The 18,122-nt window shown below is 34.0% G+C and carries 10 protein-coding genes and 1 pseudogene; 6 read left to right on the forward strand and 5 right to left on the reverse strand.

The window, feature by feature from the left end; all coding sequences use genetic code 11:
* A partial coding sequence (locus P8K68_RS12275; protein ID WP_300251391.1) for a hypothetical protein occupies positions 1 to 816 on the forward strand: 816 nt, incomplete at its 5' end.
* Between the two features lie 45 nt (positions 817 to 861).
* Complete coding sequence (locus P8K68_RS12280; RefSeq protein WP_300251392.1) at positions 862 to 2,862, forward strand: M1 family metallopeptidase; 2,001 nt, start codon at positions 862 to 864, stop codon at positions 2,860 to 2,862.
* Between the two features lie 109 nt (positions 2,863 to 2,971).
* On the opposite strand, the gene P8K68_RS12285 is transcribed toward P8K68_RS12280, so the two are convergent.
* Positions 2,972 to 3,967, reverse strand: coding sequence for a PorP/SprF family type IX secretion system membrane protein (locus tag P8K68_RS12285; RefSeq protein ID WP_300251395.1), 996 nt, complete (start codon positions 3,965 to 3,967; stop codon positions 2,972 to 2,974).
* 12 nt (positions 3,968 to 3,979) lie between these two features.
* On the reverse strand, positions 3,980 to 10,069 hold the full coding sequence (locus tag P8K68_RS12290; RefSeq protein ID WP_300251398.1) for a PKD domain-containing protein: 6,090 nt from the start codon (positions 10,067 to 10,069) through the stop codon (positions 3,980 to 3,982).
* Between the two features lie 197 nt (positions 10,070 to 10,266).
* Here P8K68_RS12290 and P8K68_RS12295 point away from each other — a divergent pair.
* A pseudogene (locus P8K68_RS12295) lies at positions 10,267 to 11,170 on the forward strand (patatin-like phospholipase family protein).
* 1 nt (position 11,171) lies between these two features.
* On the forward strand, positions 11,172 to 12,092 hold the full coding sequence (locus P8K68_RS12300) for a patatin-like phospholipase family protein (RefSeq protein WP_300251401.1): 921 nt from the start codon (positions 11,172 to 11,174) through the stop codon (positions 12,090 to 12,092).
* Here P8K68_RS12300 and P8K68_RS12305 read toward each other — a convergent pair.
* On the reverse strand, positions 12,084 to 12,605 hold the full coding sequence (locus tag P8K68_RS12305) for a hypothetical protein (RefSeq protein ID WP_300251403.1): 522 nt from the start codon (positions 12,603 to 12,605) through the stop codon (positions 12,084 to 12,086). The genes P8K68_RS12300 and P8K68_RS12305 overlap by 9 nt on opposite strands.
* A gap of 78 nt (positions 12,606 to 12,683) precedes the next feature.
* Positions 12,684 to 14,240: an FMN-binding glutamate synthase family protein gene (locus P8K68_RS12310; protein WP_300251404.1), complete on the reverse strand. Its 1,557-nt coding sequence runs from the start codon at positions 14,238 to 14,240 to the stop codon at positions 12,684 to 12,686.
* 138 nt (positions 14,241 to 14,378) lie between these two features.
* On the opposite strand from P8K68_RS12310, the gene P8K68_RS12315 reads away from it, so the two are divergent.
* Positions 14,379 to 16,712 carry a UvrD-helicase domain-containing protein gene (locus tag P8K68_RS12315; protein ID WP_300251411.1) on the forward strand — a complete coding sequence of 778 codons (2,334 nt, stop codon included), beginning with the start codon at positions 14,379 to 14,381 and terminating at the stop codon, positions 16,710 to 16,712.
* A gap of 22 nt (positions 16,713 to 16,734) precedes the next feature.
* On the forward strand, positions 16,735 to 17,355 hold the full coding sequence (locus P8K68_RS12320) for an L-threonylcarbamoyladenylate synthase (protein WP_300251407.1): 621 nt from the start codon (positions 16,735 to 16,737) through the stop codon (positions 17,353 to 17,355).
* Positions 17,356 to 17,359: 4 nt separating this feature from the next.
* Here P8K68_RS12320 and P8K68_RS12325 read toward each other — a convergent pair whose 3' ends face one another.
* Positions 17,360 to 18,019, reverse strand: coding sequence for a hypothetical protein (locus P8K68_RS12325; protein WP_300251409.1), 660 nt, complete (start codon positions 18,017 to 18,019; stop codon positions 17,360 to 17,362).
* Positions 18,020 to 18,122: the final 103 nt, after the last annotated feature.

Below are 18,122 nucleotides of genomic sequence, written 5' to 3' on the forward strand. Positions count from 1 at the left end.
AAGTTAATTCCAGAGAATCGTACTATTTATGATGACCACGATTTAAAAGTAAAATACACGGTTTTAAATAAAGGAATCGAGTTATTAAATCAACGATTAGATGCAAATCAAAGACGTATAATTCCAGATTTTTCTTTTGGAGGTACCTTTTCTGAATTTGTAGATATTTATAGAAGCGCTACTGGAATGGGCGATTATAATGCTGTTAGAATTCGTAAATGGGGCAAATCAATTACAGTAACCAACGAAATTCCTAAAAATAGCCAAAGAATAGTAAATGGTTTGTTTTCCGAACATTTAGATGAACCTGGAGTAATTTCTTCATTATTTAACACATTGGCTTCTGAAGGCATTAATGTGGAAACAGCACGTTTAAAATCGAATAATGATGGTACCGCGGTGGCATTTTTATCTATAGACAACAAAAATGGAAAAGTAGAAAGTGCTATCGATTTTATCAACGGTACGGATACTGGACTTTTTAAAGAGTTAACCTATCAAGAAAATGCTATTTTACCTAATTATTATAGGGAAGGTGTGTATTTACTTGAGGTAGACGGCGTTAATTTAAACTTAGCATTAAGTGATAAGGTTATTTTAACGAAACACCATAATGCACCTGGAGTTTTACTCATATTGCTTTCTGCGTTGGCCTCTAAGCACATTAATATTAAAGATTTGCGTTTAGGTAAATTAAATGATACGGGATATTCTGCGCTTGCCATTGATGGCGATAGTCATGTGATTAGAAATCTGTTATCAAAACTAGGCGATCAATATTATGAAGCTAATTTAATTGAGTTTCATAGTTTTTAGTACGTTTTTTGTGATTTTGGGTCAATCTTTGATATCTTTAAAATCATGAATAGAATCTTTTTTATTTTATGTTTTTGTGTAAATTTTCTATTGGCACAACAAACAGATTACGTCGACTTTAAAGAAGTGAAATCGGTATTGTTTTTCAATCAAATGAAGGTTGACAGTACTGTTTTCAATTCCTATGAAATAAAATTTGATATTTTAAAGGAAACAGATTCTGTTTATTTGGATGCTGTCGATATGAAATTTATGAATGTGGCATTAAATGAAGCATCGATAAGCTATAAAAATGACGGTAAAAAACTTATCATTTATAACGAATTTGAAGCTTCAAGATCTTACAAACTTAATTTCCTCTTTTTTGCAGCACCAAAAAAAGCCATGTATTTTGTGGGTTGGGAAGATTCTTCAACAAGCTCAGGACAGGTCTGGACTCAAGGTCAAGGTAAATACACAAGCCACTGGATGCCATCTATTGACGATATGAATGATAAAATTGAGTTTGATTTATCGTTTGCAGCTCCCAAAGGCTATCAGGTAATTTCTAACGGTAAAATGGTATCTAAAAGAGAAACGCCACTATACAATTTATGGGAATATGACATGCAAAAACCCATGTCTAGTTACCTAGTGGCCTTAGCTATTGGTAAATTTGATAAAAAAGTAGAATATTCTAAAAGTGGTATTCCATTGGAGATGTATTATTATCCAGAAGATTCGATGAAATTCGAGCCAACCTATCGCCATACCAAACAAATGTTTGATTTTCTTGAAGACGAAATAGGCGTGCCATTTCCTTGGCAAAATTATAAGCAAGTGCCTGTAAAAGATTTTTTGTACGCTGGTATGGAGAATACAAGTGCCACCATTTTTGCGGATAGTTTTGTTATAGATTCTATAGCGTTTGTAGATAAAAACTATGTAAATGTTAACGCACACGAGTTAGCACACCAATGGTTTGGAGATTTGGTTACTGAAACATCTGGAACACACCATTGGCTACAAGAAGGTTTTGCAACCTATTATGCTTTATTGGCTGAACGCAACATTTTTGGAGATGCTTATTACTATTGGCGTTTGTATGAATATGCTCAAGAACTATTAGAACAAGAGAAAGCAGGTGGAAATACTTCATTGCTAGACCCAAAATCTAGTAGCATCACGTTTTATAAAAAAGGCGCGTGGGTGCTCTATATGCTTAGAGAAAGAGTAGGAAATAATGCTTTTAAAAAAGCCGTAAAAAACTATTTAGAGAAATATCAATATAAAAATGTGGAGACTGATAATTTTATTAGCGAAGTTGAAAAGGCTAGTGGACTGGATTTAAGTGAATTTGTAGAAGTGTGGCTAGAGGACGAAAAATATCTTTACGAAGATTGTATTAATACATTGAAGAAGAATTCTAAAGACATATCGGAACTATTGGAATTAGATCAAGAATTTATGTTGTCCTCTCACTCGTTAGACTATAGTTTCAATAGATATTGGGAGCAAGCTACTAGTTATGAAATTAAATCACACTTATTTTCTAAAGATGCAATTAGTTTGGTGCACGATAGTATTATTAGAAAAGCACTAAATTCAAAAGATATCAAAATCCGTCAAGCAGTAGCTCAAAACTTATACAAAATTCCATTAGAATTAAAAATAGAATACGAATCGCTTTTAGATGATAAATCATATATAACTATTGAGGTCGCATTATTCAATTTATGGAAAAATTTTCCGCAAGAGCGCCAAAAATATTTCGATAAAACTAAAAATATTCAGGGGTTTAGTAATAAGAATATTAGAATGTTATGGTTAGCATTAAATATAATTTCACCCGATTTTGAAGATAAAAAAATACGTGAGTATTATCAAGAGTTAACTAATTATACAAGTCCTGAATATGGTTTTGAAGTTCGGCAAAATGCATTTCAATATTTAAATCAAATTCAAGCTTGTGGTGAGGTCTGTAAAGGAAATCTTGAACAAGCAACCAAACACCACAATTGGCGGTTTTCGAAATTTGCGAAGGAGCTGCTTAAATCTAAACAATAAGCAAAATGTACCGTCATTCTGAACGCAGTGAAAGCATCTGTTTAATTAGTTTTCGGTAAATTTTAAAATATTGCCGCGTCGTTGCCTCCTCGCAAAGACGAATTCTCATTTACTTTCTACGTTCCAAATTTGTTGGATTTCTACAAATTAAACAGCCTGCTAAGTAGGTTACTGAAAGTTCGTAAACACCATCTGTTCTGCCAATATCTGTGGTGTTTATATCATAAGAAAACCCAAAACGCAGTTGTTCCAATTCTAGACCCACAAAGGCATTAATTGAAGTTAATAAATGGCTATTTGCATTGTTTTTGGCTGGATTAGTAACAGCCGTAGCGCCTAACATGAGTTTGTCTAGTTTTATTAAAGAGCTAATGTCTAGTCTGTTATATTCGCCTTGTTGCATGTAATTCGCCGAAATAAGCATATCGTTATAATCAAAGTACGGAAACTTATAGCTAGCATGTAAGGAATAAAAAATATCCAAAGGCACATTGCCGTTTTCAACAAAAGAAATATTAGGTTTATTTAGGTGTTTTATTGAAGCACCTAACCACAAATCGGTATCGTTACTAGTGTTTTTTTTATCGAAAACAAAACCAGCGCTAAAATCAACAAAACTTATATTTCGGTTAGCATTTATTGCAAAAGGATCAGATGATGTTGGGTTTATGGCTCCAGAATTAATGTTAATTTGATCGGATAACAACAGGTTTCTAAAGTTGAAGGATTTTGTTCCAAAACCAACTTCAATGGCTGGTCTAAAAAACCATTCATTAGCTAATTTAACATGATAAGCAAAATTAACATTCCCTTGAAGGTGATTGTATTTCGTGTTGTTTTCATGCTGGTTGATAATACTAAACCCAATGCCACCAACATTTTCTATCCACGAGTTAAAAAATACATATTCGGTATCGACTCTTAAATCTAAACTTGGCCATTGTGTTCTGTGCATTATACCAAAATAGGAGGCATCTTCAAAACCAGAAAAACCAGGGTTTAAAGTTTCAGGAACTAAAAAATATTGAGAAAAAACAGGGTCTTGCGCTTGTACTTTAAGCGATAAGCAGCACAAAATTATAATTATATATAGTCTTATTTTCATGGTGTTACTTACTTATTTAATGGATACAAATGCGCCTTTTTTGGTAATGGTTTTGCCATAAAATGTTTTTGCTGAAAGGGTGTAATAATAATTTCCGTTTTCGGCTTCTGCATCATTTATTTTTCCATTCCATCCCTTTATATTATCTCCGCGTTCGGAATAAATTAAACTGCCCCAAGTGTCGTAAATATTAAATTCAATAGCATTAAGCGCAATAGATTCAGGTACAAAATAAGCATTCATCGCATCACCGTTTGGTGTAAATGCATTGGGCATTATTAGGCTGTATCCCTTTTCAATAACTAAGGTTATTTGCTTGGTATAAACACATCCAAAGGGATAAGTTACTGTTTGAATTATAGAATATGTACCTTCATTTATATAAGTGTGTGTGGGGTTTTCTTCGGAAGAAAAATTACCATCACCAAAATCCCAAGACACAGCAATATAATCTCCCGTTGATGTATTTGTAAATTGAATGGGGTCTTCAATAGAATAAAACCCGAAAGTACTAAAGGCACTTGAAGTTACAGACAAATCCGCATCGCCTAAAATAGGGATTTCAACATTGTATGAAAAACTTGTGGTACATCCAAAACTATCATTGATATCAATTATAACTAAACCATCTTGAGAGGTATTCATTATTTCACCATTTGTACCACTAACCGTTCCGCTAGACCAATTGATGTTGTATGGCGGAACACCACCAGTTACTTGAGCTACAAAAGATTGGTTTACAGTTTTTGTATCACAATCATAATCGGTTATGGTGTTAACATTGACTTCTAATACGTCAAACCTATTTATTACCCAATCTCCAGAGACTCTGCAATTATTAGCATCTGTTACTTCTACTGAATAATTTCCGGGAGGAATATTGCTTAAATCTTCGGTGGTTTCTCCGTTAGACCATACGTAACTAAACGGAAGCGTGCCACCAGTGGCAATTAAATTTATCGCACCACTATTAGCGTCATCACAATCTAAGGCATCGGTTGTATTTGCAGAAAGTGATAACCCATCAGGTTCTGTAATTATAAAGGTCTCAGATATAACACATGGTTTGCCATCTGTTATAGTTACTGTATAAGTTCCTGGGCCTATGTTATTTCGTTCAACACCTGCAGAAGGGTCATCATCCCAAGCTAAAGTAACGGGATCTATACCACCTACTAAATTTAAAATAATACGACCATCACTTTCTCCAAAGCAGGATACATTATTTACTACAGGGTTTATAGTAAAAATTGGCGGTTCAATTATCGTTATGGTAGTGGATTTCTCGCAATTTGTATTATCAGTAACAGTTATGGTATAATCTCCAGATGATAAATTAGTTTGCGTAGTACCAGAACCTAAATTACTCCAAGAAATGGTATATGGTGCATTGCCTCCAGAAATATTATTGATAGTAATTGATGCGTTGTTATCATTATAACATTCAATGGCTGTGGCTGTATAATCAATAATAATTTCATCTGTTTCATCTATAATCACTTCTAAAGTATCTGTGCAGTTTGATTTATCCGTTACAGTAACGTTGTATGTTCCTGCTACTAATCCTGTTAAATTTTGAAGATTACTTGTAAATCCATTTGGACCTGTCCATAAATAGGTATAATCAAAAACACCAGGAGTTATTTCAATAGGTCTTCCGCCAACAGTATTGATGTTAATTTCGCCTGTTGCATCTCCAAAGCATATCACATCCAATTGGTTAACTAAACTTACATCAAGTTCAGGTGGTTCAACTATAGAAAAACTTTGAATAATAGATGGGCAGTTATTCGCATCGGTTACTGTGATTTCATAATTACCAGGACTCAAATTATTGATATCTTCTGTCATAGCATAAGCTATTCCGTTTCTTGTCCAATTGTAAGTGTATGGCATTGTTCCTCCAGAAACTTCAATACCTATAGAGCCATCATTCGCATTAAAACAAGATATGGTTTCAGGATTAAAATCAATATTAGAAAAAATAAGTGCTTCGGGTTCTGTAATAGTAAATGTTTCAGTAAATGGACAACCACCATCATCTAAAATATTAACGGTGTAATCCCCTGGTTCTAAATTTGAAATATCTTCATTATTACTAGTGAAACCATTCGGACTAGCCCATGAAACTTGATATGGGTTTCCTGTTGAAAAAGGTACACCTCCAAATATAGAAATATCTAAGGCTCCAGCATTTGCAGAATAACAATTGCTATTCGTTTGATTGGTGGTAATACTGATTGATGGATTTACGGTAATCACAACTTCAAAAATATTACCAACACATATTCCAGATGTAGGTGTCACAGTATAGGTTACTGTTGAAGGGGTGATGGTATTATTCGTTAAAGTTTGACTGATAATGTTTTGTGGTGCATTTTCATTTGAAGCGCCAGTAATAGTTCCTACAGGATTGATTGTTGGAGTAGTCCAGGTATATGTTGTTCCCACAGAAAGGACATCTCCCCCTGTATTATCTGGTGTTATAGTGAAGGCATTTCCACTACAAATAATATCAGATTTATCACTTATGCTAGGGGTTTGATTTATTGTGATTTCTGCAACATTAGATGTGATCTCAGTACATCCGCCAGAGGAAAAAGTTAATATCACATAATAATATATAGTACCAACACTACCGGAAGGTGGGTTGAAAAGCGCAGTGGTTTCTCCTGTAAGTGAAGTTCCTGTGGTTGAATCATTTATAGTATTAGAATACCACTGGTAGGTAGGTGCTCCAACGCCATTATCAAATGCGACAGAAAGCGGATTTAAAGCATCACCTAAACAATAGGTGTCTGATAGGGGTTGTGTTGTAAAATTTGGTGCTGGATTTACAATAACTTCAGAGGTATTACTAATAACGTTGCAGTCAATTCCTGGTTGTGAGACAACAGTATAATAATACGTAGTGCCAACCGTAGTTGTAGGTGGTGTAAAAATGGCATTAGTTGCTCCAACAATAAGCGTTCCTCCTGAATTTGAATTGGTTGTATTACGATACCATTGATAGGTGTATGTTGTCCCTAAACCACCAGAAACATTGACTTCTAAATCCTGTGGAGTAATACCTTGACAAATCGTTTGGGATGAAATAGGTTGAGTTGTTATTAAAGGATCATCAACTACAATAATTTCTGCAACTTCACTAGTGATATCACTACAGCCACTTCCGTTTAGAGCAATAATAACATAGAAATAATAATTTCCTGAAGTGTTGAAAGTAGGAGGTGTGTAACTTGAATTTGTTGCTCCAGTAATAAGCGACCCACCAGTGTTAGAATTTGTTGTATTACTATACCATTGATAGGTGATTGTTCCAGTACCACCAGAATGTGTAACAGATAACGGTGATGTAATAGCGCCACCAACACATATACTTTGGGTTGCTGTTGGATTAATGTCTATTTGAATACCACTAACAATTTCTATTGTAGCAACTTGAGACGTTATTTCATTACATCCCGCACCTGAAGGAAAAGACACAACAGCATAGTAATAGACAACACCAATAGTGGTGTTTGGCGGGGAATAAGTGGATGATGTTTCTCCAGTGACAATAGAGCCTCCAGAATTTGAATTTATGGTATTACTATACCATTGATAAGTTGGTGTTCCAGGACCATTAACAGACACAGATAGAGGTGTTAGAGTGGCATTTAAACACACACTTTCTGATGCAGGTTGACTGATGAAGGCAGGAGCAGGATCAACTGTAATAACAAAATTTATGGGACTTCCATCACAACTTCCTACTGACGGTGTGATAATAAAAGTAACGTCTTGTGAGGTTGTATTTGAGTTAAAAATAGTTTGTACTGGAATCGTATTTGTGTTTCCTGATGCTATAAAACCAGTTATACCAGTTGGCGCTGAAGCTGTCCAGTTAAATGTTGTATTTGTTATATCTGATGTTAGTGTAACTTCAGCTGAATCTGTTCCAGAGCAGATAGTTTGTATTAAGTTTGTGTTTGTAATTGATGGAATAGGATTAACAGTAAAATCTTCTGTATCTGTTGTTGTGCCGCAACTATTAGTTACGCTAAAAGATACTTGATAGTCTCCTGGTGTTACATATGTAATTGTTCCTGGGTTTAAGGTATTTGCTGTAGCAGGTGTACCTCCAGGGAAGCTCCAACTATATGTTATCGTTTCAGAGCTTGGAGCACAAACATCAATATTAGCTATAGGATTTATAGAAGCAGAGCCACAAGAATCATTAATTGAATTGATTGTATTCCTTGAAGGTTGTTTGACTTCAATAGTATCTGAAAAAACACTTGTGCCACAAGAATTTGTTGTCGTTAAGGTTAGGGTATAAGTTCCTGCGGTAATAAAATCTATTTCTGGAGCTGCTGAATTCTCATCGGTTCCATTCGTAAAATCCCATTGTTCAGGTGCAGTTCCGCAAAATCCAGAGCTATAAGTCACTTCCCATAAATAGGTTTCGCCACCACAGCTGTCACTTAAATCAGTAGTGTTGGTAGTTTTAACTGCTAATGGAGAACATCCATTGTAGTTATCTAATGTGAATGCTGCTGTTAGTTGTGGCTCAATACAAATTGTATTTGTTACGGTATTAGTAACACCACAGGAGTTTTCGGCATATAAAGACACCGTGTAAGTTCCTGGGGCGGTATAGGCATGACTAGGATTGCGTGCTGTTGAAGTTGCGCCGTCTCCAAAATCCCAAAAATAACCGTCATTAATATTACAATCATTAGTGTATCCATCTAAGGATGTATTTTCAAATGGCACTAATGTATTAACACAACTGGTAGGTGGGTCTTCAAAATCAACTTCTGGTTTTCTTAATATAATTATTGGTCCTGCTGTTAAATTAGTTTGCCCGCATGAGGTAATAATCGTTAAAAAAACGGTATATGAATTTGGGCAACTCGTTTCAGTATATGTATGAGGAATAGGGAAATTTTGAGAATTTATGGGGTCTGCGACATTAAAAAAAGGTGATGCTTCAAGATCGGCTTGTGTATAATTTTCTGATGTTCCATCACCATAATCTACAATATAACTCGTATCAGGGGGATTAGTAGCCCAAGATCCGATGGCGAATTCTATAGCGGGTACAGGAATACAAAGATTTACGGTATTACCCGGATTAACTATAGATCCTGTTGGATTACTTGAGTTTTTTATTAAATATGTAACGGTATTATCACAATTTGTTCCAAAACCAGTAATCCTCATATTGAATGAGCCTAATTGTGTATATGTGTGAGTTGCTGGGAAACTAGCATTTGTTTCAATAGCACTTCCATCGCCCCAATCTATATTATAAGAAGAAACACAGGTTGATACATTATCAATCCCTACCTCAATTGTGTAAGATGGGTCCGTTGTATTATTTCCACAATTATTAAAAGGATCAAATCTACTGACATTATCTATAAATGCAAGGAGTGGTTTTTCTAGCACAGAAACAGGTTTTGTTATTGAGTTAGTGCATCCATTAATATCTGTTACTGTGAGTGTTACATTTACATTTTCTGTTCCGCAACCCGTAGATGTGAATATATGTGATGGGCTGTTGCTTGTACTCGTACTACCATCATCAGAAAACGTCCAATTATAAGTAAATGGACCATTACCAGTAACGTTTGGAGTAAAATTGACTAATGTTCCAGCACAAGCTCCATTATTATTAAAAGAGAAATCTACTACAGGCTCACTAACAACAACAGTTGCGTTTCCGCTTTCACTTGAAGTATCGCTTGTGCTATCTGTAACCGATACTAGTTGATACACAAAAGAACCAACTGTATTTGTGTCTGCATCAACAGTAACTGAGTTTCCAGTAGTTGTTGTTACTGTTAAATCGGGACCAGCATTTATCGTATATATAAAGGTATATGGTTCAGTACCTCCTGAGCCTGTAAAGGTTATTTGTGGAGCTATATCATTTCTACAAACTGTTGTAGAACCTGAAATACTTGCGGACGGTGGAAGTTTATTTTTTTTAATTAACTTAGTAAATAGTAAGCTTTTTGTTGCTGATTTTGGATTTTCTAAATTATTTAAAGCAAAAACAGAAAAACTGAGAATAGACAATGACAGAACGATAAGAAAAAGTTTTTTTCTCATAAAAAGGAAATTACGTTAATAGCTGATACTAAAATATATATTCTTTTTAAAGCATCACTATTGGAAAGCATAATATGTCGGCATTTTCTTTAAAACGCCTAATAATGGGGATATAAAGCAAAAACGCAATTTGATTGTTTTGTGATTTTCGGGAGTTCGTTAATTGTTTAATTATATTTATTAATAAAAATTTTAGATTGAGAGCATTAGTTATTTCTGGTGGTGGAAGTAAAGGCGCATTTGCAGGTGGTGTTGCCCAGCATCTTATTGAAGATTTGAAACGAAAATATCAGTTGTTTATTGGAACATCAACCGGGAGTTTATTGGTTTCGCATCTTGCATTAAATAAAATCGAAAAAATTAAATACGTTTATACGAATGTTACTAATGATAGTATTTTTAATGTGTGCCCCTTTACTATTAAACGAAAACATGGTACTAAAAATATAGGCATTAACCATATAAATGTTTTGATAAATATATTTAGAGGAAGTAAAACATTTGGCGAAAGCCAAAATTTAAAACACTTAATTAAAAAAAACAATTTCAGAAGCTGATTTTTTTAAATTAAAGGAATCAGCTCTAGATGTCGTTGTAACAGTTTCAAATTTATAGCTAAATAAAGTAGAGTATAAGTCGGTAAAGGATTTTGATTACGACGAATTTTGTGATTGGATTTGGATATCTTGTAACTACACACCTTTTATGACTTTAGTTAAAAAAAATGGCTGTGAATATGCTGATGGCGGTATGGGAAATATGGTGCCTATAGAAGAGGCTATCAGTCGTGGAGCAACAGAGGTAGATGCTATTATTTTACAAACTGAAGTTAATCAATTGAATAGAATGCCCTCTAAAAACCCTTTCTCATTATTAACAAATATGTTCCGTTTTATGCTAGCCCGTATTGAATCACAAAATATTAAAATTGGAAAATTTGTTGCTTCTCATAATAATGCCATTATTAATTTTTATTATGCACCAACAGTTTTAACAACCAATTCATTAATTTTTGATAAAGAAAAAATGAATGAATGGTGGAAAAGTGGGTATAATTTTGCTAAATTGAAAAACGAACAGATTAGTCAATTAGAAAGTTAATATGAGAGCATTAGTAATTTCTGGGGGAGGTAGTAAAGGCGCCTATGCAGGCGGTGTTGCCGAGTATTTAATTAAAGAAGAAGGTAGGGAATATGATTTGTTTTTAGGAACATCTACTGGCAGTTTGTTAATTCCTCACTTGGCTGCTGGAGAAATTGATAAAATTCACAGCGTATTTACTAATGTTAATCAGAGTAATATATTTAGTGTCAATCCCTTTGTAGTTCGTAAAAAGGGAAATAGAGAATTTGTTTCTATTGATTTTTTAAATTCTTTATGGCAGTTTATTAAAATGAAAAGAACGTTTGGTGAAAGTAAGGCATTGCGACGTTACCTGAAAAAGCACTTCACTTATGAAGAATATTTAAATATTAGAGAAACCAAAGATGATGTTGTGGTAACAGTTTCTAATTTGTCTAAAAATAAAGTGGAATATAAGTCCATAAAAGACTTTAGTTATGATGAGTTTTGTGATTGGATTTGGATTTCTTGTAATTACATTCCGTTTATGTCCTTAGTTAAAAAGGATGGGTTTGAATATGCAGATGGTGCTTTTGGTTGTGTTGTTCCTATTCGTGAAGCTATTTTACGAGGAGCCACAGAGATTGACGCTATTATTTTAGAATCTGAAAGTATGGCTTATAATAAAGTGCTTGGTAAGAATCCTTTTTCTTTAATGTTAAACTTGTTTGGACATTTATTGGATCAGGTGGAACGTAGTGATATTTTAATAGGTAAGTTAGCAGCGAAAAACAAAGATGTAAAGCTGAACTTATATTATACACCTTCAAAACTTACTGAAAACTCTTTAGTTTTTAATAAAAAATTAATGACATCTTGGTGGCAACAAGGGTACTATTATGCAAAAGGAAAATGTGAACATGCCCGTTCTAATGAGTTACGTATGGATAGTTTACCATAATTCTGAAACTTCTTCTTTAATAAAAGAGAGTGCAGCATCACTAGGAGAGCGGCGTTCCATCATTTCAGTTAAAACAACTTCTCTTAACTTATTTGCTGTATCTGTTTTTTCAAGCATACTGGCTTTTCTAATCAATTGAATTGTAGCATTTTTTGCGGTTGTTGCTATATTCCAACACTTATCGCTAATATATATCTGCTGCGATAAATTATGCTCATATTCTTGTTCAATACTTTGGGTAAGTAAAGCTTCGTAGTCATCTTTATTAGAGGATATTGGTGGTATTCTAATTAGTAATTTTGAAGGCGAAATGCGCTCTAAAAAAAGCGCTATACGTTCATAAGCTTGAAGGCGTAATGGCATCGCATTTATTTGCATATCTTTTTTTAACAAAAAGCGTCTGCGACCATCTTCGTTTTTAATGTGTTCTTTAAAAAAGTAGTAGGCAATAATTCCTGTAATTAAAGAAGGCACTGCAAATAAAAAAATATCAAAGATTCGGCTAATTTCCATAAGAAGGTAGTTTTAATACAAACATAAGCGGTTTGTGTTTATTGTACAAAAATTATTTGCTAATGGTAGTGCTAAAACTTACTTAGAGCCACCTAGATGTATACAGTCTTTTAAGGTTTGCATACCAGAAAAGGGAACAGGTGTTTTTTTGTACCTATATGTGCTCTCTAGTGCTTTTGAGAGGTTATGATAGTCTACATTAATTTCTACATCGCTCATTTTAAACTGGCAGGGATGCTCGTAACCTGAGGCATGTGATATTTCAATCAGCTCTTTCCTGAAGGTTTTGAAATATTGTGCTAATCTTACGGATTTTAAAGTGGGATCTATGCCCTTTTGCAACCATTTGCTTTGTGTTGCAACACCACTAGGACAACGGTTGGTATGACAAACTTGTGCTTGAATACAGCCAATACTCATCATCGCTTCTCTAGCCACATTTATACAATCTGCGCCCATAGCAAATGCCATGGCTGCCTTTGCTGGAAAACCTAGTTTCCCACTAGCTATAAATACAACGCGTTCTGCTAAGTAGTACTGTTTAAAAAGTTTATATAAATCGCTAAAACCATACACCCAAGGCAGAGACACATGGTCTGCAAAACTTGGTGGCGCTGCGCCTGTACCGCCTTCGCCGCCATCTACAGTAATAAAATCTGGACCTTTACCTGTTTCATTCATAATTTTGGCTAGTTCTTCCCATTGGTCGAGCTTGCCAATTGCTGCTTTTATACCCACGGGTAATCCCGTTGCTTCAGCTATTTTTTCAATAAAATCTACCATTTCGGGCACGTTAGAAAACGCTTTATGGTTTGGAGGTGATAGCACATCTTTACCAACTTCAACACCTCTAATTACGGCTATTTCTTTAGTTATTTTTGCACCGGGTAAAACGCCACCTTTTCCTGGTTTGGCACCTTGAGAAAGTTTTATTTCAATGGCACGAATAAAGGGATTATCCTTAACAAGTTTTACCATTTTTTCCATCGAAAATCCGCCATCATCGGCACGAACACCAAAGTAGCCGGTTCCGAAGTGAAATACCACATCGCCTCCATAACTATGGTATGGTGACAGCCCACCTTCGCCTGTATTATGATAGGCGCCCGCAATTTTAACCCCTTTATTTAAGGATTCTACGGCTTTTGCTGATAGTGAACCAAAACTCATAGCAGATACATTAATGATTGATGCTGGACGAAATGGTCTTTTTCGTTTGCTAAATTCACCCATTACTTTGGCACAGGGTAAAAATGTTTTGTCCATTTTATTCGGATGATTTTCGGGTAATTTATAAGGCATCATGGCATTATTTATAAACACATGTTGATGCTCATAAATATCTCTATCTGTTCCGAAACCTTCGTAATTGTTTTCTTTTTTTGCCGATGCATAAATCCAACCACGTTCTATGCGATTAAAAGGCAATTCTTCTCTGTTATTTGCAACAAAATATTGACGCATTTCTGGACCAATACTTTCTAGCCAATAGCGTAAATGACCAACTATAGGGTAGTTGTGACTAATAGTATGCGTCTTTTGGAAAAAAATATCGCGGATAGCTACTAAGGCTAAGGAAATTAAAATCCATCCCCACCAAGCTATGTTTAAAAAAAAATCTAGTATTACATTCATAGTATTTTTTTATAGAGTCTAAATATATTCAAAATTCATGAATGCGTTAATATCTTCTAATTGTTTATAATTATTAATAATTCAGAGATAAAAAAAGCAGAACAATGGTTATTTTCACGGGATAAAATTGAAGATGATTTGGAAAAGTATTTAAGCCAGTTAAACGAAGCACAATTAGAGCCTACAGTTCAAATTGATGGCCCTATGATTGTTATTGCTGGCGCAGGTTCTGGTAAAACACGTGTGTTAACATATCGTATTGCATACATGATGAGTAAAGGGGTTGACCCTTTTAATATCTTATCGCTAACGTTTACAAATAAGGCGGCTCGAGAAATGAAAGAGCGTATTGCAACCATTGTTGGAGTAAGCGAAGCAAAGAATTTGTGGATGGGAACCTTTCACTCCGTTTTTGCAAGAATTTTAAGAAGTGAAGCTGATAAACTAGGGTATCCAAGTAATTTTACTATTTATGATACACAAGATTCTGATAGGTTGATAGCCTCAATTATTAAAGAAATGAATCTTGATAAGGATATTTATAAATATAAACAGGTGCGCTCAAGAATTTCATCGTACAAAAATAGTTTGATTACGGTACGCGCATATTTTCAAAACCCAGAATTAAAAGAAGCCGATGCTATGGCTCGTCGTCCGCGAATGGGCGATATTTATAAAGTATATGTTGAGCGCTGTTTTAAGGCTGGCGCCATGGATTTTGATGATTTGTTATTAAAAACCAATGAGTTATTAACACGTTTTCCTGAGGTATTAATGAAATACCAAAACCGATTTAGATATATTTTGGTTGATGAGTATCAAGATACCAATCATTCTCAGTATTTAATTGTTAGATCGTTATCTGATAAGTTTCAAAATATATGTGTAGTAGGTGATGATGCGCAGAGTATATACGCCTTCCGTGGCGCTAATATTAATAATATTTTGAATTTTCAGAAAGATTATGATGATGTGAAAGTCTTTCGATTAGAACAAAATTACCGTTCTACAAAAAATATTGTAAACGCAGCAAATTCCATTATTGATAAAAATCAAACTAAGCTGGATAAAATAGTTTGGACAGCTAATGATGAAGGTGCAAAAATAAAAGTAAACCGTTCGTTAACGGATGGAGATGAAGGGCGTTATGTAGCCAGTACCATATGGGAAAACAAAATGCAAGATCAATTAATGAATAGTGATTTTGCAATTCTTTATAGAACCAATGCGCAATCCCGTTCCATTGAAGATGCTTTGCGAAAGCGAGATATTCCTTATAGAATTTATGGTGGTTTATCGTTTTATCAACGCAAAGAAATTAAAGATGTGTTGTCTTATTTGCGCTTAATTATTAATCCTGCAGATGAGGAAGCACTTAAGCGAATAATTAATTTTCCACCTCGAGGCATCGGACAAACTACAGTCGATAAATTGATTGTGTCTGCAAATGGTTATGATCGCACCATTTTTGAGGTGATGAAAAATATTGATAAAACCGATGTTAAGATTAATTCCGGGACTAGAAACAAACTTCAAAATTTTGTAACGCTTATAGAGAGTTTTCAAGTGTTAAATCAAACTGCTGATGTTTTTGAATTGGCAGAACATGTTACCAGAACCACAGGTTTAATAAAAGAATTCAATAAAGATGGTACACCAGAAGGTGTGGCTAAAATGGAAAATATTGAAGAGCTTTTAAACGGTATGAAAGACTTTGTTGAAGGTCAAAAAGAAATTGCTGATACCACAGGTAATTTAGCAGAATTTTTAGAAGATGTAGCTTTAGCCACCGATTTAGATGCCGACAAAGGTGATAGTGACCATGTCGCTTTAATGACGATACATTTAGCTAAAGGACTAGAATTCCCTACTGTTTTTATAGTTGGACTGGAAGAGGATTTATTCCCTAGTGCAATGAGTATGAATACACGAAGCGAACTAGAGGAGGAGCGCCGTTTATTTTATGTGGCGTTAACCCGTGCTGAAAAGCAAGCCTATTTAACTTATGCCTTATCAAGGTACCGCTGGGGAAAATTGATTGATTCTGAACCTAGCCGTTTTATTGAAGAAATTGACGAGCAATATTTAGACATTGTGACACCTATTGAAGAGCGCCGTTTTAATCCGATGCTCTCTGCAGAAATTTTTGGTGATGTGGAGCCTAATAAAATTAGATATAAACCAGCAAAAAAGCCCGTATTTAAAAAAGGAAATACAGCTAAAAAGGAAGCGGAAAAGTTTCAAGTATCAACACCAAAAAACTTAAAGCCTGTAGCAAAAACTAACGGAAAAACCAATTTGTTTGATAGCAATCTTGTTGTTGGTAATTTTGTAAAACACATTCGTTTTGGCACTGGAGAAGTTATGAAAATTGAAGGAACGGGGGCCGATATTAAAGCAGAAATTAATTTTCAACATGGAGGTGTTAAAAAATTATTACTACGTTTTGCTAAGTTAGAGGTAATTGGATAAATACATTATAAGTTAGAAAACCATGGCTGAATTTTTAAGAATATATGAGGAAAACCCAAATGCCAAAGAAATTAGCAAGGTGGTTAGAGTCTTAAAAAAAGGTGGACTTATTATTTATCCAACAGATACCGTTTATGGTTTAGGATGCGATATTACAAACCTAAAAGCCTTAGAAAAAGTAGCAAGAATTAAAGGGATTAAGTTAGAAAAGGCTAACTTTTCTTTTGTTTGTAGCGATTTGAGTAATTTGAGTGATTACGTGAAACAAATTGATACATCTGTTTTTAAAATATTAAAAAGGGCTTTACCTGGGCCCTATACATTTATCCTACCGGGTTCAAAATCATTACCAAATCCATTTAAAAAAAGAAAGACTGTTGGTATTAGAGTGCCTGATAATAATATAGCCATAGATATTGTAAAGCAACTAGGAAACCCAATTATATCAACCTCTATTTATGATGAAGATGAAGTTTTAGAATATACCACAGACCCCGAATTGATTCTAGAAAAGTGGGGTAATTTGGTAGATTTAGTAATTGATGGTGGTTATGGGGATAATGAACCCTCTACAGTCATTGATTTATCTGAGGATGAACCCGTAGTAGTAAGAGAAGGTAAGGGGAGTTTGGAAATTTTTTAAATGTCTAAAATGAGGATTTTTTCTTGTATAAAAATTCATATAAAAAAGTATCTGATTCATTTGGTCTAAATACTATATGTGAAAAATACCAAGTTAATAAACTTAAAACTATCATTTCTCCACCATCTTCAATTAAACCTATTGTATAGTCTAGTAATGGAATTTTATTAACTAACGAATGTGCCATATCAACGACTATTCCGAAAAATAAAAAAACACTAAATAAAAGTGAGATATCTAAATTTGTTTTTTTGAATATTACATGACTTGTGATATATGATACTACTATTGTAAATAGTAATATTGATCCAACAAATGCTGAGTAAGCTAATTCTCCAATATCTTGTTGTCTTAACCCTAAAGCTGGTTCTAAATTAAAAAAATCGATAAACAATATAGCTAAGCTTTCATGAAGTTGAAAAGCATCATCTAGAAAAAGAATTAAAAACAATAATAGCCAAGGAATATAACTATAGTTTTTTTTTAATATTATTATATAAGAAGTAATACCGCAAATTACTAAATATTTAAAATATTGAAAAAACTCTGCATAGCTTAGATCTCGTGTTATGAAAAATTCATTATAATTTTTAAAAGATATATTAGGGTCTGTATAAGTAAAAAATGAATATCCGTAATACATCACAATTAAAAATTTATTCATAAATTAGCTAAAAATTCCACCATATGAATATCTTCAGTTTTACAGCAAATTTTGATAGTGAAGCTTCTTGTATCGCTCACTTTAAAGCACATCGTGATAAACT

The organism is Algibacter sp., from assembly GCF_029245835.1.
In the GTDB taxonomy this organism is placed as follows: domain Bacteria; phylum Bacteroidota; class Bacteroidia; order Flavobacteriales; family Flavobacteriaceae; genus Algibacter_B.

Coding starts and splice junctions, on each gene's coding strand:
- P8K68_RS12320 (WP_300251407.1), top strand. CDS start 16,735: ATGGCTGAATTTTTAAGAATATATGAGGAAAACCCAAATGCCAAAGAA.
- P8K68_RS12300 (WP_300251401.1), top strand. CDS start 11,172: ATGAGAGCATTAGTAATTTCTGGGGGAGGTAGTAAAGGCGCCTATGCA.
- P8K68_RS12305 (WP_300251403.1), bottom strand. CDS start 12,605: ATGGAAATTAGCCGAATCTTTGATATTTTTTTATTTGCAGTGCCTTCT.
- P8K68_RS12280 (WP_300251392.1), top strand. CDS start 862: ATGAATAGAATCTTTTTTATTTTATGTTTTTGTGTAAATTTTCTATTG.
- P8K68_RS12325 (WP_300251409.1), bottom strand. CDS start 18,019: ATGAATAAATTTTTAATTGTGATGTATTACGGATATTCATTTTTTACT.
- P8K68_RS12310 (WP_300251404.1), bottom strand. CDS start 14,240: ATGAATGTAATACTAGATTTTTTTTTAAACATAGCTTGGTGGGGATGG.
- P8K68_RS12285 (WP_300251395.1), bottom strand. CDS start 3,967: ATGAAAATAAGACTATATATAATTATAATTTTGTGCTGCTTATCGCTT.
- P8K68_RS12290 (WP_300251398.1), bottom strand. CDS start 10,069: ATGAGAAAAAAACTTTTTCTTATCGTTCTGTCATTGTCTATTCTCAGT.